Source organism: Streptomyces sp. NPDC057694 (assembly GCF_042799415.1).
Lineage (GTDB): Bacteria > Actinomycetota > Actinomycetes > Streptomycetales > Streptomycetaceae > Streptomyces.
This window is the reverse complement of record NZ_JBHVIX010000010.1, coordinates 71,073-91,135: the sequence shown is the minus strand read 5'-3', so window position 1 is coordinate 91,135 and position 20,063 is coordinate 71,073. Positions and strand designations below refer to the sequence as shown.

The window sequence follows — 20,063 nt, the reverse complement described above, 5'->3', positions numbered from 1 at the left end:
GCCCCGGTCCGCGGAGGCCTAGCATCGATGGGGCAGAAGCGATGCACAATCGATGGCCACAAGCGATGACACTGTCGGATTCCCACAGCGACATCGGATGAGGCGGCCGCTCGGCCGCCCGCACCACACCCCCGAGACCCCGGGTCCCTTCCGTTTGCCGTTCCCCGAGCGGCCGGGGGAGTTCACGCCGTCGTTCGACCCCCGGCCTCTCGTCCTCCCTGGCCCCTGCGGGGCGGCCTCCCGCCCGCCCCTGGCCGGTGGGGACGGTGAGCACGCGAGCCGCGCAGGGGGAGGCGCAGGTTCCCGTGCCCGTGGGCCGCCGCCGATGCCGGCTCAGCCGCCGGCGGCGGCCGCTCTCCCGTGGCGCATCATGACCTCATGAACGAAGCAGTGGACGGCAGGGTCGCGCGCGGGAACGAGACCCGGCGGCTCGTGCTGCGCAGGACCGTCGACCTCGCCTCGGTGGAGGGCCTCGACGCGCTGTCCCTGGGGCGCATCGCCACCGAACTCCGGATCAGCAAGAGCGGCCTCTTCGCCCTGTTCGGCTCGAAGGTGGAGTTGCAGCTGGCGACGGTGCGGGCCGCGGCCCGCGTCTACGAGGAGAAGGTCGTCCGCCCGGCCCTGGACGGCCCGGCGGGCGCGGACCGGCTGTGGCGGCTGTGCGCGAGCTGGCTGGCGTACTCGCAGGAGCGGGTCTTCCCCGGCGGCTGCTTCTTCTTCGGGGCGCTCGCCGAGTACGACGCCAGGGAGGGCGCCGTCCACGACGAGCTGGCCCGCGCCCAGCGCACCTGGGTGGCACTGGTCGAGCGGTGCGCCGAGGAGGCCCGGGAGCTGGGCGAGCTGCGGGCGGACACGGACGTGCCCCAGCTCGCCTTCGAGGTGATCGCCCTGATGGAGACGGCCAACGCCCACTCGGTGCTGCACGGCGGGCCGGACGCCTACCGGCGGGCCCGGGTGGGTATCGCGGCGCGGATCGCCGCCGCCGCGACCGATCGGCGCCACGCGCCGCACGTCGCCTAGGAGTTGAGCCCCGCCCCACCAGAAGTCCGCCGCACCTTCGCGAAAGTATCAGCACGATCGTTCGTTTAGTTTTATCGTCGGGGCATGACAGCGTCCGCGCGCCTGCTGCGCGCTCCTTGGCAGCCGGGTCCCGCCGTCGGCGAGACCACCGGTCCCCTCCAGGTCAGCGTCACCGAGTTCACCGCCGACGGCTACCCGCGCTCCGTCGGCGTCGCCCTCAACGGGCTGCGGCTGCGCCGCAGTTGGCCCGGCACGAAGGGGGCGGTGGGCATGTGGCTGTGGGCCGACCCGGTGCGCCGCCGCTCGGGCTCGGTCTCGGCGTGGACCGATGCCCGGCATCTCACGGCCTTCGTCCGCCGCCCCGACCACGCCCGCACCGTGCGCGCGTTCCGCGATCACGGCACGATGCGGGCCACCGCCTGGACCGTGCCGTACTGGGACGCCGCGGCCGTCTGGCGGTCGGCGCGCGACGTACTCGTGGGAGCCTCGCCCTGGCCCGCCGCCTCGTACGGCACGGAACAGGACCCGCGATGACCGAGCGAACGCTGACCGGTCTCGACCGCGCAGCCGTGGAGGAGTGCCTGCGCCTGGTGGATCTCGCCGGCGCCGACGACTGGGACCGCGACACCCCGTGCGCGGGCTGGACACTGCGCCGGCTCGTCGCGCATCTGGCCGCCCAGCACCGCGGGTTCGCGGCCGCCGCGCACGGCGAGGGCGGGGATCCGGCGCACTGGCGGGAGCCGCCGTCCGGCGCCGATGTCGCGGCGGCGCACCGGGAGGCCGCCCGTGAGGTGATCGGGGCGTTCGCCCTGCCGGGCGTCCTGGAGCGGGAGTTCACGCTTCCGGAGATTCCGCGTCCGGGCCCGGGGCCCGACCGCGGCTGGCCCGGACACGTAGCCGTCGGGTTCCATCTCGTGGACCACGTCGTCCACGCCTGGGACGTCGCGGCGACCGTCGGCGCCCGGGTCGAGCTGCCCGGACCGGTCGTGGCGGCCGCGCTCGACGTGGCCCTGCGCGTGCCGGCGGGACCTGGATCGCGCGGTCCGGGGGCCGCCTTCGCCCCGCCGGTCGCGCTGGACGGGCAGGTCACGGCCTTCGAGCGGATGCTGGCCGCGCTGGGACGCGACCCGCGCGCCCGGCCGGGTACGGAACCTCAAATGTTCCTCTGAACGTCTCCTCCCGTGGGTTCGGCCGGCCGCGCCGGGGTCATGACACCTGAACAGCGCCGACACGTGGGGGCAGCGGAGGGGGACGGACATGGAGCAGCTTGGGCACCTGGGTACCGGTATCGGCTGGCGGCCGGAGATCGCCGAGGAGGTCGAGGCGATGCCCGGCATCGACTGGGTCGAGGCCGTCGCCGAGAACGTGTGCCCGGGCCATCTGCCCGACTCCCTGCGGCGGCTGCGCGAGCGGGGCGTGACCGTCGTCCCGCACGGGGTCTCGCTGGGGCTCGGCGGCGCCGAGCGCCCCGACCGGGCGCGGCTGGCCGATCTCGCCGCGCGGGCCGAGGCGTTGGGGGCGCCGCTGGTCACCGAGCACATCGCGTTCGTCAGGGCGGGCGGCGAGCGCACCGCGTCGCCGCTCCTGGAGGCCGGACACCTGCTGCCGGTGCCGCGCACCCGCGACGCGCTCGACGTGCTGTGCGAGAACGTCCGGATCGCGCAGGACGCCCTGCCGGTGCCGCTCGCGGTGGAGAACATCGCGGCGCTGTTCGGCTGGCCGGGCGAGGAGATGTCCGAGGGGCAGTTCCTGTACGAGCTGGTGGAGCGCACCGGCGTCCGGCTGCTGATCGACGTGGCGAACCTGCACACGAACCACGTCAACCGCGGCGAGGACCCGGCCAAGGCGCTGGACGAACTGCCCGTCGAGGCTATCGCCTACGTGCATGTGGCGGGCGGCTTCGAGCGGGACGGGGTGTGGCACGACAGCCACGCCCACCCGGTGCCGCGGCCGGTGCTCGACATCCTGGCGGATCTGGCCTCACGGGCGACCCCGCCGGGCGTCCTGCTCGAACGGGACGAGAACTTCCCCGAGGACGCCGGTGAGCTGGGGCGCGAGGTGGAGACGATCCGGGCCACGGTGCGCGCGGCCGGCGGTCCCGTACCGGCCACCGCCGCGAGTTCGGCGCCCACGGATGTCGCCGTGGCCGACGACTCCGTGCGGGGCCGGCTCGCCCTCGCCCAGGCCGCCCTGCTCTCCTCACTCGTCGCGGGCACCCCGGCCCCGGAGGGCTTCGACCGGGTCCGGCTCACCGTGCAGAGCCGGGCGCTCGCGGGCAAGCGGGCCGACGTCGTCGCCAAGGTGGCACCCGAACTCCCGGTGATCCTGGGCCCGTCGGCGTACCGCACGGCGTTCCTCGCGTACGCGGCGCGGCGGCCGATGACCGACGGCTACCGGCGCGACGCGCTGGACTTCGCCGAGGACCTGCTCCTGGAACAGCGGATCCGGGAGCCGGGACCGCGCCGGGAGCTGACCGCCTGGTGGCTGGAGCGGTCCGGCCCCGCGTCGCTGGCGGGGCGTCCGGTGGCCCGGGCGCTGCGGGCCGCGCGGTTCGCGTTGCGCAGGGGCTGATCCCCGGGCGGCGTACTGACCCGGGCGGAGCGCGCGAAACACACAACCCCCGCATTCCGTACGGTGGTTGACGTACTCCAGGCTGATGCCCGGCACTCCGCGCCCGGGGCGCACTAGCGTGCGGTGCCGCACCAGGAGGCACCATGCGACTGCTCTCGCCGATCCGCGGCACCCGTACCGGCTCCCGTACCGGCCCCCGTCTCAACGGGACCGCGCTCGTCGTCACCGGGCTGCTGGCCACCCTGGCCGCGCTCGCCTTTCCCATCTGGTCCTACGCGGACCGGTCGGCCACCGGCCTGGACACGCTCAACTCCCAGACGGTGCCGACCAGGTTCGGCCCGCTGTCGGCGACCGACCGTCTCTTCATCACCAAGGTGCGGCTCGCCGGGCTGTGGGAGATGCCCGCGGGACAGCAGGCCGAGGAGCGGGCCCCGACGAAGGCGATCGAGACGGCGGGCGAGCACCTGGTCCAGGGCCACACGTTCCTGGACGCGCGGGTGCGCGAGGTCGCGGCGCAGCTCCATCTCGAACTGCCCAACCAGCCCAACCCTCAGCAGCAGGGCTGGCTGCGGACGCTGACCGCGGCGAAGGGCCTGGACTACGAGCGCAAGTTCGCCAACATCCTGCGCCGCGCACACGGTCAGGTCTTCGCGCTCGTCGCCCAGGTGCGCGCCTCGACCCGCAACACGCTCGTACGCGACCTCGCGGACGACGCCAACACCACCGTCCTGGACCACATGAAGGTCCTGGAGGCGACCGGCCTGGTCGACTTCGACTCGCTGGCCCAAAATGCGGCCACCGCGAGCCCGCCGCCCGGGACCCGCTCCCCCGCCCCGCCGGGCCCGACCTCGTCCCCGGACCCGGCGACGCCCGTCACGCCGTCGCCGACCTATTCGCTGCCGCCCGCGGCGTCCAGCCCGGCGGCGTCCGGCTCCGCGGCCGGGCGATGAGTGTCCGCATAGTGAATATGCCGTAGCGGAAACTCGAACACCTGTCATAGAAACACCACATGTTCTGGGTCCTGTTCCTCCTCCTGGCCTGCGCGGCCGCCGCCGTCTCCTGCGGACGGCTGTGCCTCGCGGCCGTGCGCGCCGCCGAGGGCGAGCGCGCCGAGGGCACCGAACAGGCCGACGCGCACGTCCTGTCGGACCACGAACTGTCCCTGTACGAGACGGCGTTCCTGTCCGGCGGTCCGGTGCGGGTCGTGGACGTGACGCTGGTGTCGATGGCCCGCGGGCGCCGTCTGCTGCTCGCGCACACCGGCTGGGCGACGGTCGTCGACCCGGTGGGCACGGACGCCATGGAGCGTTCCGTGCTCGGCACGATCGGCCCCGCGGGACAGTCCAGGACGGCGGCGCTGCGGACGGCAGCCGCCGCGGGCGACGCGGTGCGCGCGCTGGCCGACGGACTCGTCGCGGCGGGCCTCGCGGTCCCGGACGCCGCCCGCTCGGCGCTCACGGGCGCCGTGCGGCAGGTGCGGGCGGCGGCCGTCGCGGTGGTGGTGCTCGGCGCGCTCGCGACGCTCACCCCGGGTGAGGGCACCGAGGCGCAGCGGACCCCGGTGGCGCTCTGGTTCGCGCTGCCGCTGCTGCTCACCCTGAGCTGTCTGGCCATCGCCCGGATCGAGGTGCATCCGTACACGCGCTGGGCGTCGCCGGTCGGGCAACGACTGCTCGCCGCGCGGTCCGGGGCCGCGGGCAGCCTTGTCGCGGTCGCCCTGCGCGGGCTGCGCGCGGTGGACGATCCGCAGTTGCGGGCCGCGCTGGCCGCGACGCATCGGGGTCATTGATCCGACACCGGCGACCCGGTGCTTTACATCACCAACTACCCCACGAAGTATCCGCATATGAGACACGCGATGCGAGCCACGTCCGTCCTCTGCGCCGCCGCGGGATCGTTGGTCCTGTCCGCGCTGGGCGGTGCGAGCGCCGCGCCCGTCCCCTCCCCCGCCCCTGCCCTCGGCCCCGCCGCCGCGCCGGAACAGGCGGGTGTCACGGTCGCCGCGACGAGGGCCGCCGTCGCGGGCATCACCTGGGGCGACTGCCCCGAGGTGGAGGATCTGCCGGACTCGGTGCGCTGCGGCACCGTCTCCGTCCCGCTCGACTACGCGGACCCGGCCGGGAAGCAGATCGGGCTGACGGTCAGCCGGGTGGCCGCGCGCGGGAAGAAGAGCGAGCGGCAGGGCGCGTTCGTGTTCAACCCGGGCGGTCCCGGCGGCAACGGCATGTACTTCCCGCTGGCCGGCGAGATGCCGGAGTGGAAGCGCATCGGCGCCGCCTACGACCTGGTCGGCTACGCGCCGCGCGGGGTGGGCCGCTCGGCGCCGATCTCCTGCCAGGACCCCAAGCGCTTCGCGAAGGCGCCGACCCAGTCGCCGACGCACCCTTCGGCCTCGTACAAGAAGGAGCGCGTCGCGCAGGCCAGGTCGTACGCGGCGGGCTGTGCGAAGAACCCGGGGATCGAGCACTACACGACGCTCGACAACGCCCGTGACCTGGACGTGCTGCGGGCCGCGCTGGGCGAGCGGAAACTCACGTACATGGGTGCCTCGTACGGGACGTACATCGGCGCGGTGTACGCCCGGCTGTTCCCCTCGCACGTGCGCCGCATGGTCTTCGACTCGGCGGTCGATCCCGCGCCGGAGCGGATCTGGTACCGCAACAACCTGGAGCAGTCCGCGGCGTTCGAGCGGCGCTGGAGCGACTTCCGGACGTGGGTCGCCAAGCACGACAGGACGTACCACCTGGGCACGACCCCCGAGGAGGTGCAGCGCTCGTACGAGAAGGTGCGCGCGGAGCTGGCGCACGAGCCGGCCGGCAAGAAGGTCGGTCCGGGGCAGTTGCAGTCGGCGTTCCTCCAGGCCGGGTACTACGACGACTACTGGCCGATGCGGGCCACGGCGCTGTCCGAGTACCTGAAGGGCAACCCGAAGCCGTTGATCGGCCAGGCCACACCACCGTCGGGCGCGCGCGCCGAGCAGGAGAACGAGAACGGCACCGCCGTCTACACGGCCGTCGAGTGCAACGACGCGCCCTGGCCCACCGACTTCCGCGTCTGGGACCGCGACAACACGGCGCTCGCGAAGAAGGCGCCGTTCGAGACGTGGGACAACGCGTGGATGAACCTGCCGTGCGCCTACTGGTCGACACCCCGCCGGCACCCGCTCGACGTGCGGACGGCGCCCGGTGAACTGCCGCCGACCCTGATCCTCGCCGCCGAACGGGACGCGGCGACCCCGTACACGGGCGCGAGGGAACTGCACCGGCGGATCGCCGGTTCGGCACTGGTGACGGAGAAGAACGCCGGCACGCACGGCATCGGCGGCGGCGCCAACGCCTGCGTCAACGGCTATTTCGACACGTACGTGCTGGAGGGCCGGGTGCCGGGCGAGCGCGCGGCTGCCTGTGCGGCCCACGCCGAACCGACGCCGCTGCGCTGACGCCCTGCTCGGCCAAGCTCCTCCGGCGCGTGGGCTGAGGTCGCGGGGCTCCGCCCCGGACCCCGCTCCTCAATCGCCGGAGGGGCTTGATCTGCCTAGGCAAGCCCGGCAACAAGCTCCGCGACGGACTTACGGCGCCCGGTGTAGAACGGCACCTCTTCACGAACATGCCGCCGGGCCTCGGAAGCCCGCAGATGCCGCATGAGGTCGACGATGCGGTACAGCTCATCGGCCTCGAACGCGAGAATCCACTCGTAGTCGCCGAGCGAGAACGAGGCGACGGTGTTGGCCCGCACGTCGGCGAACCCGCGCGCCATCTTGCCGTGATCGGCGAGCATCTTGCGCCGCTCGTCGTCGGGCAGCAGGTACCAGTCGTAGGAGCGCACGAACGGGTAGACCGAGACGTAGTTGCGCGGCGTCTCGTCGGCGAGGAACGCCGGGATGTGCGAGCGGTTGAACTCGGCGGGGCGGTGCAGCGCCATGTTCGACCAGACCGGCTCCAGAGCGCGGCCCAGCTTCGTGCGGCGGAAGAGGTTGTAGGCCTCCTGCAGCTCGTCGGAGGTCTCCGCGTGCCACCAGATCATGAGGTCGGCGTCGGCGCGCAGACCCGACACGTCGTACGTGCCGCGGACCGTGATGTCCTTCGCGGCGAGCTGGTCGAACAGCTCCTGGACCTCGTCGGCGTACCCGGCCCGGTCCTCCGGGAGGACGTCCTTCAGCTTGAAGACCGACCAGAGCGTGTAGCGGATCGCCTCGTTGAGGTCCTTCGCCAACTTGCCCTTGTTCGGGATACGGGCTGCCGCCGCGTCGGGGGTGGTGTTCTCGTCGCTCATGTCTCTTATTCTCCCGCGCCGCCGTGCAGGCTCTGCACCGGGTTCGCCTTCAGCTCCTCGCGGGCGTCGGTGTCCCCGCGCACCTCGTCCACGGCCGCGTACGCGCTCGCGATGCACGCCGGGATGCCGACGCCGTCGTACGCGGCACCGCACACGGCGACACCGGGCAGCCGCCCGATGTGCTCGCGGACGCGGGTGACGCGGTCCGCGTGGCCGACGGGGTACTGGGGCAGGCCGTCCTGCCAGCGTGTGACGTGGGCGTCGACGGGGGTGGCGGTCAGGCCGGTGGCCTCGCGCAGGTCGTGGCGGGCGATGCCGACGAGGTCGGCGTCGTCGCGGGCCAGGTCCTTGTCGTCGCCGTACCGGCCGACCGAGGTCCGCACGATGCGCAGGTCGGGGTTGGCGTCGGCGATCCAGCCCCACTTGTGCGAGGCGAAGGTGGCGGCCTTGATGGTGCGGCCGTCGACGGGGGGTACGAGGAATCCGCTGCCGGGCGGCAGGCCGGCCTCGCTCGTGCGGTACGCCAGCGTGATCAGGGCCATGCTCGCGTACTCGATCGCCCGGAGTTCCTGGGCGGCGTTCGGGGAAGCGGTGCGCAGGACGCGGGCCGCCGCGGTCGCCGGGAGGGCGATGATCACTTGGGGGGCGTGGAAGGTGCGGCCCGATTCCGTGACCAGTCGCCATTGGGGCCGGTGCGGTGTCGTCGGGTGATCGTCGTGGGTGGCTGAGCGCGCGGTTCCCCGCGCCCCCAGCTGCACCGCGCGCTCTCCGAACACGATCTCGCCGCCCCTTTCCCGGACCGATCGCGCGACCGCTTCCGGAAGGGTGCCGATGCCGCCCTCGATGCCCATGAAGACCGGGGCGGGCCGGTCTCCGGGCTGCGGGGTGCGGGCCTGGATCGCGCGGACGGCCGCCGTCAGCGACGTGTGGCGGCGGGCCTCCTCGAAGAGCTGCGGGACCGCGCTGCGCAGCGAGATGCGGTAGGCGTCGCCCGCGTACACGCCGCCGAGCAGGGGTTCGACGAGGCGGTCGACGACCTCGCGGCCGAGCCGCGCCGCGACGTAACTGCCGACGGCGATGTCGTCGCCGATCGGGGTGGGCGGGAGGTCGGCGTCCTGCGCGATGCGGGCGAGGCCCTCGTCGGAGAGGACCCCGGCGAGCGCGTCGGCCGTGCCGGGGACGCCCATGACGTGACCCTTGGGCATGGGCCGCAGGGCGTCGCGGGTCCAGATCGAGGCGGTCGCGGTCGACGGCGGCTGGAGGCGGTCCCCGAGGCCGACCTCCTTGGCGAGGCCCACGGCCTCGGGGCGGCGGGCCAGCATCGACTCGGCGCCGAGGTCGACCCGCGCGCCGGCGATCTCGCCCGCGCGCAGTTTGCCGCCGAGCCGCTGGGAGCTCTCCAGGACCGTGACCCGGACACCGGGGTCCCGGTCGAGCAATCGATGGGCGGCCGCCAGGCCCGTGATGCCACCACCGATCACCAGGACGTCCCTGACGGTCTCTGTTTCCGTACGTGTGTCCGCTTCGCGCATGTATCCCACTCTCTCAGAACGGACGGCCGTCTCCGTCGAGTCCCGACCGTTACCGGTTCGCCGCCGCCCGGCAATCACCGAATGGCTCACTCGCGCGTCGAAGGAGGCGTCCGACGATCGGCATTTCTCTGGGGGGTACGTCCATGCAGGTTTCCGGTTCGACCACACTGCGGCGAGCGCCGCACATCCTGGCTCCGCTGCTGCTCGCCGCGGCCCTGGCGCTGACCGGCTGCTCGGGTGCGGGCTCGTCGTCCGGCGGGGACAACGCCAAGTCCGGCGTGCGGGCCGACGCGGGGGGCGACGCGGACTCCAGGGCCGCGGGCGGCGGCGCGGCCGAAACCAGCGGCAAGGAAGGCGCGAAAACGACGAAGTCGCCGAAGCTCACCGGTACGCACATCATCCGTACCGCCTCCCTCTCGGTCCGTGTCAAGGACGTGCCGGACGCGCTCGACACGGCGCGCACCGCCGCCGAGGGCGCGGGCGGCTATGTCGGCGACGAGACGACCGACCGCGACGGGCACGGGCACGAACGCACCCGGGTCACTCTGCGGGTTCCGCAGGAGTCGTACGAGGAGGTGATCGGCCAACTAGCCGGAACCGGCCGCCTGCTGTCCCGGAACCAGAGCGCCAAGGACGTCACCGACCAGGTCGTGGACGTCGACAGCAGGGTCAAGTCGCAGCGGGCCAGCGTGGCACGCGTACGGGAACTCATGGACCGGGCGACGAAGTTGAGCGACATCGTGGCCCTGGAGGGCGAGCTGAGCAGCCGCGAGTCCGAGCTGGAGGCGCTGCTCGCACAGCAGGCGTCCCTGAAGGACCGCACCACGATGGCGACGATCACGCTGAAGTTGACCGAGGCCCCGGCCCCGGCCGCGGCGCGCGGCGGGGACGACGGGCCCGGGTTCCTCGATGCCCTGTCCGGCGGCTGGGGCGCCTTCGTGACGTTCCTGAAGTGGGTCGCGATCGTGCTCGCGGCCGTGCTGCCGTTCGCGGCCCTGGTGGCGCTGCTGGTGCTGGTGTGGGTGCGGGTGGTCCGGCCGCGGCTGCCGAAGCGGCCCGCGCCGGAGCCGGTCCGCTCGGCGCTCGGCCCGCTGCCCGCGCACCCCCGGCCCGAGGCGGGTGAGCAGGACTGACCCGGGTGATCCACGTAGCGTGGGCCCATGACTGCTGAGCGACTTGTGGTGATCGGCGGCGACGCGGCGGGCATGTCCGCCGCGTCCCAGGCACGCCGCCTCCGGGGCCCGGACGAGCTGGAGATCGTGGCGTTCGAGCGGGGGCACTTCACCTCGTACTCGGCGTGCGGGATCCCGTACTGGGTGGGCGGACAGGTCGACGAGCGCGACGAGTTGATCGCCCGCTCCCCCGAGGAGCACCGGGCCCGCGACATCGATCTGCGGATGCGGACCGAGGTGGTGGAGCTGGACCTCCGGGAGCGGCGGGTGCGCTCCCGGGACCTCGGCAGCGGGGCCGAGTCCTGGACGCCGTACGACAAGCTCGTGATCGCGACGGGCGCCCGGCCGGTCCGCCCGGAGCTGCCCGGCATCGACGCCGCCGGGGTGCACGGGGTGCAGACCCTCGACGACGGGCAGGCGCTGCTCGATGCCCTCCGGGAAACTTCGGGGCGCAGGGCCGTGGTCGTCGGCGCCGGGTACATCGGCGTCGAGATGGCCGAGGCCCTGCTCAACCGGGGCTACGAGGTGACCGTGGTCAACCGGGGCGCCGAGCCGATGTCCACGCTCGACGCGGACATGGGGCGCCTGGTGCACGAGGCCATGACCGGCATGGGCATCACCATGGTCGACGACGCCGAGGTGACGGAGATCCGCACCGGGGACGACGGGCGGGTACGGGCCGTCGTCACGCGGGACGCCGAATTCCCCGCGGACGTCGTGGTCCTGGGCATCGGCGTACGCCCCGAGACGACGCTGGCGCGGGCCGCCGGGCTGCCGCTCGGTGAACACGGCGGCCTGCTCACGGACTTGGCGATGCGGGTGCGCGGGCCCGAGGCGGGCGGGGTCGTCTGGGCGGGCGGCGACTGCGTCGAGGTGCTCGACCTGGTGTCGCGGCGCGAGCGGCACATCGCGCTCGGCACGCACGCGAACAAGCACGGGCAGGTCATCGGGTCGAACGTGGGCGGCGGGTACGCCACGTTCCCGGGCGTCGTCGGCACGGCCGTCAGCAAGGTGTGCGACCTGGAGATCGCCAGAACCGGGCTGCGCGAGAAGGACGCCCGGCGGGCCGGACTCCAGTACGTGACGGCCACCGTCGAGTCGACGAGCCGCGCGGGCTACTACCCGGGGGCCGCGCCGATGACGGTCAAGATGCTGGCCGAGCGGCGCACCGGGCGACTGCTCGGCGTGCAGATCGTGGGCCGGGAGGGCGCCGCGAAGCGGGTCGACGTGGCCGCGGTCGCGCTGACCGCCGGGATGACGGTGGAGCAGATGACGGCGCTCGACCTGGGATACGCGCCACCGTTCTCACCGGTCTGGGATCCGGTGCTGGTGGCGGCGCGCAAGGCGGTCGCGGCGGTACGCGCGGGCGGCTGACGCCCGCCGCGTCCGTCTGGCTCGCTGCTCTAGCGGGCGGTCTGCGTGTGGACGTACTCGACGAGCCGGGTCAGCGCGTCCGGGTCGGTGCTCGGCAGGACGCCGTGTCCGAGGTTGAAGATGTGGCCTTCCAGGCCGGCGGCGGCGTCCAGCACCTCGCGCGCCTTCTCCTCGACCGCCTCGGGGGTGGCGAAGAGGATGGCCGGATCGATGTTGCCCTGGAGCGCCTTGCCGGGGCCGACGCGGCGCGCGGCCTCGTCGAGCGGGACGCGCCAGTCGACGCCGACGACGTCCGCGCCGGCCTCGCCCATGAGACCGAGCAGCTCACCGGTGCCGGCACCGAAGTGGATGCGCGGTACGCCGTAGTGCGCCACCGACCGGAAGACCTTCTCGGAGGCGGGCATGACGGAGCGGCGGTAGTCGGCGGGCGAGAGCGCGCCGACCCACGAGTCGAAGAGCTGCACGGCGCTCGCGCCGGCCTCGATCTGCACCTTCAGGAACGCGGAGGTGATCTCGGCGAGCCGGTCCAGCAGGTCGGCCCACAGCTGCGGGTCGCCGTACATGAGCGCCTTGGTGTGCTCGTGGTTGCGGGACGGGCCGCCCTCGACGAGGTAGCTGGCGAGGGTGAACGGCGCGCCGGCGAAACCGATGAGCGGCGTCGGGCCCAGCTCGGCGGTGAGCAGCCCCATGGCCTCGGTGACGTACCAGACGTCGTCCGGGGTCAGATCGCGCAGCTGGGCCAGGTCGGCGCGGCTGCGGATCGGGTTCGCGACGACCGGGCCGACACCGGGCTTGATGTCGAGGTCGACGCCGATGGCCTTGAGCGGCACGACGATGTCGCTGAAGTAGATGGCCGCGTCGACCTTGTGGCGGCGCACCGGCTGCATCGTGATCTCGGCGACCAGCTCGGGCCGCGTGCACGACTCCAGCATCGGGATGCCCTCACGGACCTTGTGGTACTCGGGCAGCGACCGGCCGGCCTGACGCATGAACCACACCGGGGTGTGCGGCACAGGCTCGCGCCTGCATGCCTTCAGGAAGGCTGAATCCTTGACTGCGTCGGTCGTCGCTGACGGCTGCTGGCCCGTGGCCTCGGTGTTGGCACTCACACCGGAGAGTTTCGCACGCCCGCGCGTCACCCCGGGAACGGCGTCGGCGCAGGGTGTCCCTACCCGCACCCGGCGTTCGTTCCCCTTAACCTTCCCCGCATGGCCGCGGCCGGGACTCGTACGCGGACGACGCCTACAGGATGAGTGAATCAGTGAGGGACGGGCAGAACGCTCGGGACATGAACGCTGCACAGAAGAAGGACGACACGGCGCCCGCTGCTCCCCTTGCCTTCCGCACGGCGGTCGACGCCCTGCGCGCCGCACGGCTGCGCCCGGAGATCGAGATCGACCCGACGCGCCCGCCCCAGCGTCTGGCTCCTTTCGCGTACGCGCTGGAGGCAGCGGTCATTGAGCCGGGCCCCGACGCGGACGATGCGGAGGCACTGGCCGACGGCCGTCTGGTGCTGCTGCACGACCCGGCGGGGCACGAGGCATGGCACGGCACGTTCCGCCTGGTGACGCTGGTCCGCGCGGAACTGGAACCGGAGATGGCGGCCGATCCGCTGCTCCCCGACGTGTGCTGGTCGTGGCTGACCGGCGCGCTCCGCTCCAGGGGGCTGTCCTACGGGGAGCCGTCGGGCACGGTCACCCGGGCCAGCTCGCACTACTTCGGCGGGATCGGTGACCGGCCCGCCGCCTCACAGATCGAGATCCGCGCGTCGTGGACGCCGCGCGAGGGCCGGGGCGGGGTCCCGGACACGGCGGCGCACCTGGCCGCGTGGTGCGAGCTGCTGTGCCAGCTCGCGGGACTGCCGCCCGCTCCGGCCGGGCCGCAGGGCACGGACGGCGCGGTCGTGACGCTGCCGCAGCGCAGGGGTCCCCAGACACACTGATTCGAGGGGCGGTTTTCGGCCGCATAGGCCGTGCCGCCCCTCTCGCATGTCCGCTGTCCGGGCGAATCGATTCGGTTCGATCTTCGGATGATCGAGCGCTTGTCCGAATTGCGTGAATTGTTACTCACCAAATCGTGATCTTTCTCTAAAGGCGGGCGGGTTTGCTGCCGAAGACCTCAGTGACCTTGAAAGCACGGTTCGTCCCGGCTTCACCCCGAGCCGGCTCCGTCCCGCACCCCAGGAGGCCTGGTGTCCGTTCTCCTCGAGCAGCCCGCAAGCCTGGTCGCCTACCGCCCGAACAAGCCGACCGCGATGGTCGTCGTGGCCGATCCGCGCGTACGCTCCACCGTCACCCGCCACCTGTGGGCGCTCGGTGTACGCGACGTGATCGAGGCCTCGTCCGTCGCAGAGGCTCGTCCCCGCATCGGCAACCCCCGTGACATCTGCGTCGCCGACGTCCACCTGCCCGACGGATCCGGACTGACGCTTCTCTCCGAAACCCGAGCCGCGGGCTGGCCCAACGGCCTCGCCCTCTCCGCCGCCGACGACATCGGCGCCGTACGCAATGCCCTGGCAGGCGGCGTCAAGGGCTATGTCGTCACCGGCACCCGCACCAATGTCGGCCTGCCGACCCGTCCCGGGGCCGCCCCGATCGGATCTGCTGCCGCCCGCATGCACCGCCGCCCCCCGGGTGCCCCGAGCCACCCGGGCGGCTACCGCGAGCTCTCCGGCCGTGAGGTCGAGGTGCTCCGGCTCGTCGCCGAGGGTCAGTCGAACAAGGCCATCGGAGTCTCGATGGGCCTGTCCGCCCTGACCGTCAAGAGCCACCTCGCCCGGATCGCCCGCAAGCTCGGCACGGGTGACCGTGCCGGGATGGTGGCGGTCGCCCTCCGGACCGGAATCATTCACTGAACCTCCCCTTTCGCCAGCTGGCCGGATCTTTCCGGTTTACGCACCTTCGGCGCCCGTCGACGGAACGTTCCGTCGACGGGCGCCGTCCGTTCACAGATACCCTTGACAGGTGACCGACGCCCAAGAAACCGCAGCAGACAGCTCACTGCGCACCACCGGAGACCCGCGGCGGCAGCCGCAGACGCCCCATACTCCGGAAACCGACGTCACTGCTGACGGGGCACCGGTCCCCCTGCTCGAACCTCGTGAGGGCATCCCCGAGGTGATCGCCGACCCGGCCGCGCTGGCCGACGTCGTCGCGGCCTTCGCCGGGGGCACAGGACCGGTGGCCGTCGACGCCGAGCGCGCGTCCGGGTATCGCTACGGGCAGCGCGCGTATCTCGTGCAGCTGCGCCGCGAGGGTGCGGGCACCGCGCTCATCGACCCCGTCGGCTGCCCCGACCTCTCCTCCCTCGGCGACGCGCTCGCCGACGCCGAATGGGATCTGCACGCCGCCACCCAGGACCTGCCGTGCCTGCGCGAAATAGGCATGCGCCCCTCGCGGCTCTTCGACACCGAGCTGGCCGGACGGCTCGCCGGGTTCCCGCGCGTGGGCCTGGGCGCCATGGTCGAGAACGTGCTGGGCTACGTACTGGAGAAGGGGCACTCCGCGGTCGACTGGTCGACGCGGCCGCTGCCCGAGCCCTGGCTGCGCTACGCCGCGCTCGACGTGGAGCTCCTCGTCGACCTGCGCGACGCCCTGGAGAAGGAGCTCGACCGGCAGGGCAAGCTCGAATGGGCCCACGAGGAGTTCGACGCGATCGCCTCCGCGCCGCCCGCGCCGCCGCGCAAGGACCCGTGGCGGCGGACCTCCGGCATGCACAAGGTGCGGCGCCGTCGGCAGATGGCCGTCGTACGGGAGCTGTGGACCGCGCGGGACAAGGTCGCCCAGCGGCGCGACGTCTCGCCGGGCAAGGTGCTGGGTGACGGGGCGATCGTCGAGGCCGCGCTCGCGATTCCGCTGAACGTGCAGGCCCTCTCGGCGCTGCCCGGGTTCGGGCACCGGATGGGCCGGCGGCAGCTGGAGCAGTGGCAGGCCGCCGTGGACCGGGTACGGGAGCTGCCCGAGTCGGAGCTGCCGCAGCCCGGACAGCCGGTCGCCGGTCCGCCGCCGCCGCGCGCCTGGGCCGACAAGGACCCGGCCGCCGCGGCGCGGCTGTCCGCGGCGCGGGCCGGGGTGACGGCGCTCGCCGAGACCCTGAACATGCCGCAGGAGAACCTGATCACTCCGGACACCGTGCGGCGGGTCTGCTGGGAGCCGCCGTCCTCGGTGGACGTCGACTCCGTTTCCGCCGCGCTGGCCGGGCACGGGGCGCGGCGCTGGCAGATCGAGCAGGTCACCCCGGTGCTGGTGACGGCCCTGTCCACCGCTCACGCCTGATCCGTCGTCGGCCGCGGCTCTCGTCGTGGCTGGTCGCGCAGTTCCCCGCGCCCCTGAAGGCATGCGCTACGCGCGCCTTCCCCTGAGCGAGCGAAGCTCGCTTCAGGGGCGCGGGGAACTGCGCGAGAAGCGGCCACCGGCCCGCAGTCGCGAACGAAAGCGCACCCGGCAGACGAACCGGCGAACGGCGCGGCAGCCCCACCGACCCCACCCCCGGACGACCCACCCCGCAATGTGACGTTCGCCGCTCCGGCCGGGGGGACTGGGCAGCATGGTTACCCGCAAGTAGCATGAGGGAGTGAGCGCGCGCTCAGTCGCGCGCCGCGGCAGTGCCGTCCCGCATCTTGGAGGAGAGCCATCGTGCCTCGTACCGTCAGGGACGTCGTCTTCGTCGACGGCGTCCGCACCCCGTTCGGCAAGGCGGGCCCGAAGGGCATCTACCACGAGACCCGCGCCGACGACCTCGTCGTGAAGTCCATCCGGGAGCTGCTGCGCCGCAACCCGAACCTGGACCCGGCCAGGATCGACGAGGTCGCCATCGCCGCGACCACGCAGATCGGCGACCAGGGCCTGACCCTGGGCCGCACGGCGGGCATCCTCGCCGGGCTGCCGCAGTCGGTCCCGGGCTACTCCATCGACCGTATGTGCGCCGGTGCGCTCACGGCGGTCACCAGCACGGCCGGCTCCATCGCGTTCGGCGCGTACGACGCCGTCATCGCCGGTGGCGTCGAGCACATGGGCCGCCACCCCATGGGCGAGGGCGTCGACCCGAACCCGCGCTTCGTCAGCGAGAAGCTCGTCGACGAGTCCGCCCTGTTCATGGGTATGACCGCGGAGAACCTGCACGACCGCTACCCGCAGATCACCAAGCAGCGCGCCGACGAATACGCCGTGCGCTCGCAGGAGAAGGCGGCGAAGGCGTACGCGGACGGGAAGATCCAGCAGGACCTGGTCCCGATCTCGGTGCGCAACACCAACGCCGAGGTGGGCGAGACCGGTTGGGGTCTCGTCACCGCCGACGAGCCGATGCGCCCGGGCACCACGATCGAGAACCTGGCCGGTCTCAAGACGCCGTTCCGCACGCACGGTCGCGTCACCGCAGGTAACGCCGCCGGTCTGAACGACGGCGCCACGGCCTCGCTCCTCGCTTCCGAGGACTTCGCCCGCGAGAACAACCTCCCGGTCAAGATGCGCCTCGTCTCGTACGCCTTCGTGGGCGTCGAGCCGGAGGTCATGGGCTACGGCCCGATCCCGGCCACGGAGAAGGCCCTCGCCAAGGCCGGCCTGTCGATCGAGGACATCGGCCTGTTCGAGATCAACGAGGCGTTCGCCGTCCAGGTGCTCGCTCTGCTCGACCACTACGGCATCGCCGACGACGACCCGCGCGTCAACCAGTACGGCGGCGCCATCGCCTACGGCCACCCGCTGGCCTCCTCCGGTGTGCGGCTGATGACCCAGCTGGCCCGGCAGTTCGAGGAGCAGCCGGAAGTCCGCTACGGCATCACCACCATGTGCGTCGGCTTCGGCATGGGCGCGACGGTCATCTGGGAAAACCCGCACTTCGAGGGGGACAAGTGAGCACCACCGCTGAGCTTTTGAAGGGTGCGGCCGAGCTGTTCCCGGGTGAGGTCGTCACCTCCGCGCACGTACGCCACCTGGAACTGCCGTACGGCGCCGGTCGGTTCGCGCTGATCACGCTGGACAACGGCTTCGACCACACCAAGCCGACCACCTTCGGTCCCGGCTCGCTGGCGAACCTCAACGTCGCCATCGACCAGGTCGAGAAGGAGGCGGCCGACGGCGACATCGTCGGTGTCGGCATCACGGGCAAGCCGTTCATCTTCGCGGTCGGCGCCGACCTCAAGGGCGTCGAGCTGCTGAAGAACCACGACGACGCGCTCGCCATCGGCAAGGGCGGCCACGAGGTCTTCAAGCGCCTCTCGGGTCTCGCCGTGCCGACGTTCGCGTACTACAACGGTGCCGCGATGGGCGGTGGCGTCGAGGTCGGTCTGCACTGCGCGTACCGCACCGTCTCCAAGGCGCTCCCCGCGTTCTCGCTGCCCGAGGTCTTCCTCGGTCTGGTCCCCGGCTGGGGCGGCTGCGCACTGCTGCCGAACCTGATCGGTGCCGACAAGGCCGTCTCGGTGATCATCGAGAACTCGCTCAACCAGAACAGGCAGCTCAACGGCAAGAAGGTGCACGAGCTGGGGATCGCCGACGCGATCTTCGAGGGCGCCGACTTCCTGGAGCAGTCGCTGATCTGGACCGCTCAGGTGCTGAAGGGCGACGTCAAGGTCGAGCGTCCGGACGTCGACCGCGGTGAGGCCTGGGACCAGGCCGTCGCGCGCGGCAAGTTCATCGCCGACTCCAAGGTGCACGGCGCGGCCCCGGCCGCGTACCGCGCGCTGGAGATCATCGCCGCCGCGAAGAGCGGGGACCTCCAGGCCGGGTTCGACGCCGAGGACAAGGCCCTCGCGGACCTCATCATGGGCGGCGAACTGCGCGCCGGCATCTACTCGTTCAACCTGGTGCAGAAGCGCGCCAAGCGCCCCGCCGGCGCCCCGGACAAGAACCTGGCGCGCCCGGTCACCAAGGTCGGCGTCGTGGGTGCGGGTCTGATGGCCTCGCAGCTCGCGCTGCTCTTCCTGCGCCGCCTCGAGGTGCCGGTCGTGCTGACCGACATCGACCAGGAGCGCGTCGACAAGGGTGTGGGCTACGTCCACGCCGAGATCGACAAGCTGCTCGGCAAGGGCCGCGTCAACCAGGACAAGGCCAACCGCCTGAAGGGGCTCGTCTCCGGCGTGCTCGACAAGGCGGAGGGCTTCTCCGACGCCGACTTCGTCATCGAGGCCGTCTTCGAGGAGATCGGCGTCAAGCAGCAGGTGTTCGCCGAGGTCGAGGCCGTCGTCCCGGCGCACGCGATCCTCGCCACGAACACCTCGTCGCTGTCGATCACCGAGATGGCGTCGAAGCTGAAGCACCCCGAGCGGGTCGTCGGCTTCCACTTCTTCAACCCGGTCGCGATCCTCCCGCTCCTGGAGATCGTGCGCGGCGAGCAGACCGATGACGCGGCCCTGGCCACGGCGTTCGGTGTCGCCAAGAAGCTGAAGAAGACGGCTGTGCTCGTGAAGGACGCCCCGGCGTTCGTCGTGAACCGCATCCTGACCCGCTTCATGGGCGAGATCCAGAACGTCATCGACGAGGGCACTCCGGTGGAGGTGGCGGAGAAGGCGGTGGAGCCCCTCGGCCTGCCGATGTCGCCGCTGGTCCTCCTCGAACTGGTCGGCCCGGCCATCGGTCTGCACGTCTCGGAGACCCTGAACCGCGCCTTCCCGGAGCGCTTCACGGTGTCCCCGAACCTCGCGGCCGTCGTCAAGGCGGGCAAGCGCGGCTTCTACGTCTACGACTCCGGCAAGCCGGAGCTGGACCCCGAGGTCGCCGCGCTCCTCAAGCAGGGCGATGTCGTCCTCACCGAGGAGCAGGTCCGCGACCGGGTGCTCGACGCCGTCGCCCAGGAGATCGGGCTCATGCTCGACGAGGGTGTCGTCGCCGAGGCGCAGGACATCGACCTGTGCCTGATCACGGGCGCCGGCTGGCCCTTCCACCTGGGCGGCATCACGCCGTACCTGGACCGTGAGGGCGTCTCCCAGCGGGTGAACGGCAAGCCGTTCCTGGAGGCGGGCGTCGCGTCCGTCCCCGCGTAACCCTTCTCGCCTCTTCGACGGTGGCCGTTCCCATGTGCGTGGGGGCGGCCATCGCCGTTTTCGGCCGGGGGTTTCGTCGTGGCTGGTCGCGGGGGGGCCCCCCCCCCCCCCCAGCAAAAGCACCCTCATCTCCGCCAGGCTGAG

The 20,063-nt window shown here is 72.4% G+C and carries 17 protein-coding genes; 14 read left to right on the top strand and 3 right to left on the bottom strand.

Going from position 1 to position 20,063, the window contains the following annotated elements; translation table 11 throughout:
- The first annotated feature begins 378 nt into the window (after positions 1-378).
- From ACFVDP_RS22505 to ACFVDP_RS22475, 7 genes are all read left to right on the top strand, one after another.
- Positions 379-1,020 carry a TetR/AcrR family transcriptional regulator gene (locus tag ACFVDP_RS22505; RefSeq protein ID WP_383492175.1) on the top strand — a complete coding sequence of 214 codons (642 nt, stop codon included), beginning with the start codon at positions 379-381 and terminating at the stop codon, positions 1,018-1,020.
- A gap of 84 nt (positions 1,021-1,104) precedes the next feature.
- Positions 1,105-1,554 carry a hypothetical protein gene (locus tag ACFVDP_RS22500; protein ID WP_383492173.1) on the top strand — a complete coding sequence of 150 codons (450 nt, stop codon included), beginning with the start codon at positions 1,105-1,107 and terminating at the stop codon, positions 1,552-1,554.
- The gene (locus tag ACFVDP_RS22495) at positions 1,551-2,189 is read left to right on the top strand and encodes a TIGR03086 family metal-binding protein (protein ID WP_383492170.1); all 639 of its coding nucleotides are present in this window, start codon (positions 1,551-1,553) and stop codon (positions 2,187-2,189) included. The genes ACFVDP_RS22500 and ACFVDP_RS22495 overlap by 4 nt, the downstream gene beginning before the upstream one ends.
- An 88-nt stretch (positions 2,190-2,277) precedes the next feature.
- Positions 2,278-3,591 carry a DUF692 domain-containing protein gene (locus ACFVDP_RS22490; RefSeq protein WP_383492168.1) on the top strand — a complete coding sequence of 438 codons (1,314 nt, stop codon included), beginning with the start codon at positions 2,278-2,280 and terminating at the stop codon, positions 3,589-3,591.
- Positions 3,592-3,734: 143 nt separating this feature from the next.
- Complete coding sequence (locus ACFVDP_RS22485) at positions 3,735-4,541, top strand: DUF4142 domain-containing protein (RefSeq protein WP_383492165.1); 807 nt, start codon at positions 3,735-3,737, stop codon at positions 4,539-4,541.
- Between the two features lie 59 nt (positions 4,542-4,600).
- Positions 4,601-5,380 carry a TIGR04222 domain-containing membrane protein gene (locus ACFVDP_RS22480; protein ID WP_383492162.1) on the top strand — a complete coding sequence of 260 codons (780 nt, stop codon included), beginning with the start codon at positions 4,601-4,603 and terminating at the stop codon, positions 5,378-5,380.
- A gap of 69 nt (positions 5,381-5,449) precedes the next feature.
- Positions 5,450-7,030, top strand: coding sequence for an alpha/beta hydrolase (locus tag ACFVDP_RS22475; RefSeq protein WP_383492159.1), 1,581 nt, complete (start codon positions 5,450-5,452; stop codon positions 7,028-7,030).
- Between the two features lie 95 nt (positions 7,031-7,125).
- Here the strand turns inward: ACFVDP_RS22475 and hemQ are convergent, their stop codons facing one another.
- Both hemQ and hemG read right to left on the bottom strand, forming a co-directional pair.
- Positions 7,126-7,863 (bottom strand): hydrogen peroxide-dependent heme synthase, encoded by a 738-nt coding sequence (gene hemQ / locus ACFVDP_RS22470; RefSeq protein ID WP_018535538.1) that lies wholly within the window; start codon positions 7,861-7,863, stop codon positions 7,126-7,128.
- 5 nt (positions 7,864-7,868) lie between these two features.
- Positions 7,869-9,395: a protoporphyrinogen oxidase gene (gene hemG, locus ACFVDP_RS22465; RefSeq protein ID WP_383492156.1), complete on the bottom strand. Its 1,527-nt coding sequence runs from the start codon at positions 9,393-9,395 to the stop codon at positions 7,869-7,871.
- Positions 9,396-9,538: 143 nt separating this feature from the next.
- Between hemG and ACFVDP_RS22460 the strand changes: the two genes are divergently transcribed.
- Together ACFVDP_RS22460 and ACFVDP_RS22455 are read left to right on the top strand one after the other, a co-directional pair.
- Complete coding sequence (locus ACFVDP_RS22460) at positions 9,539-10,528, top strand: DUF4349 domain-containing protein (RefSeq protein WP_383492153.1); 990 nt, start codon at positions 9,539-9,541, stop codon at positions 10,526-10,528.
- A 27-nt stretch (positions 10,529-10,555) separates the two neighbouring features.
- Positions 10,556-11,941 carry an FAD-dependent oxidoreductase gene (locus ACFVDP_RS22455; RefSeq protein WP_383492150.1) on the top strand — a complete coding sequence of 462 codons (1,386 nt, stop codon included), beginning with the start codon at positions 10,556-10,558 and terminating at the stop codon, positions 11,939-11,941.
- Between the two features lie 29 nt (positions 11,942-11,970).
- Here ACFVDP_RS22455 and hemE read toward each other — a convergent pair whose 3' ends face one another.
- Positions 11,971-13,050 (bottom strand): uroporphyrinogen decarboxylase, encoded by a 1,080-nt coding sequence (gene hemE, locus ACFVDP_RS22450; RefSeq protein ID WP_383492147.1) that lies wholly within the window; start codon positions 13,048-13,050, stop codon positions 11,971-11,973.
- Positions 13,051-13,229: 179 nt separating this feature from the next.
- On the opposite strand from hemE, the gene ACFVDP_RS22445 reads away from it, so the two are divergent.
- The 5 genes from ACFVDP_RS22445 to ACFVDP_RS22425 all read left to right on the top strand — a co-directional run bounded on the left by ACFVDP_RS22445 (position 13,230) and on the right by ACFVDP_RS22425 (position 19,919).
- The gene (locus tag ACFVDP_RS22445) at positions 13,230-13,883 is read left to right on the top strand and encodes a DUF3000 domain-containing protein (protein ID WP_383492144.1); all 654 of its coding nucleotides are present in this window, start codon (positions 13,230-13,232) and stop codon (positions 13,881-13,883) included.
- 249 nt (positions 13,884-14,132) lie between these two features.
- Complete coding sequence (locus tag ACFVDP_RS22440; RefSeq protein ID WP_019073943.1) at positions 14,133-14,795, top strand: response regulator transcription factor; 663 nt, start codon at positions 14,133-14,135, stop codon at positions 14,793-14,795.
- 109 nt (positions 14,796-14,904) lie between these two features.
- A complete protein-coding gene (locus ACFVDP_RS22435) occupies positions 14,905-16,215 on the top strand; it encodes an HRDC domain-containing protein (protein WP_383492141.1) in 1,311 nt (436 codons plus the stop codon).
- A gap of 360 nt (positions 16,216-16,575) precedes the next feature.
- A complete protein-coding gene (locus ACFVDP_RS22430) occupies positions 16,576-17,793 on the top strand; it encodes a thiolase family protein (protein WP_383492138.1) in 1,218 nt (405 codons plus the stop codon).
- On the top strand, positions 17,790-19,919 hold the full coding sequence (locus ACFVDP_RS22425; RefSeq protein ID WP_383492136.1) for a 3-hydroxyacyl-CoA dehydrogenase NAD-binding domain-containing protein: 2,130 nt from the start codon (positions 17,790-17,792) through the stop codon (positions 19,917-19,919). The genes ACFVDP_RS22430 and ACFVDP_RS22425 overlap by 4 nt, the downstream gene beginning before the upstream one ends.
- The last annotated feature ends 144 nt before the right edge of the window (positions 19,920-20,063 follow it).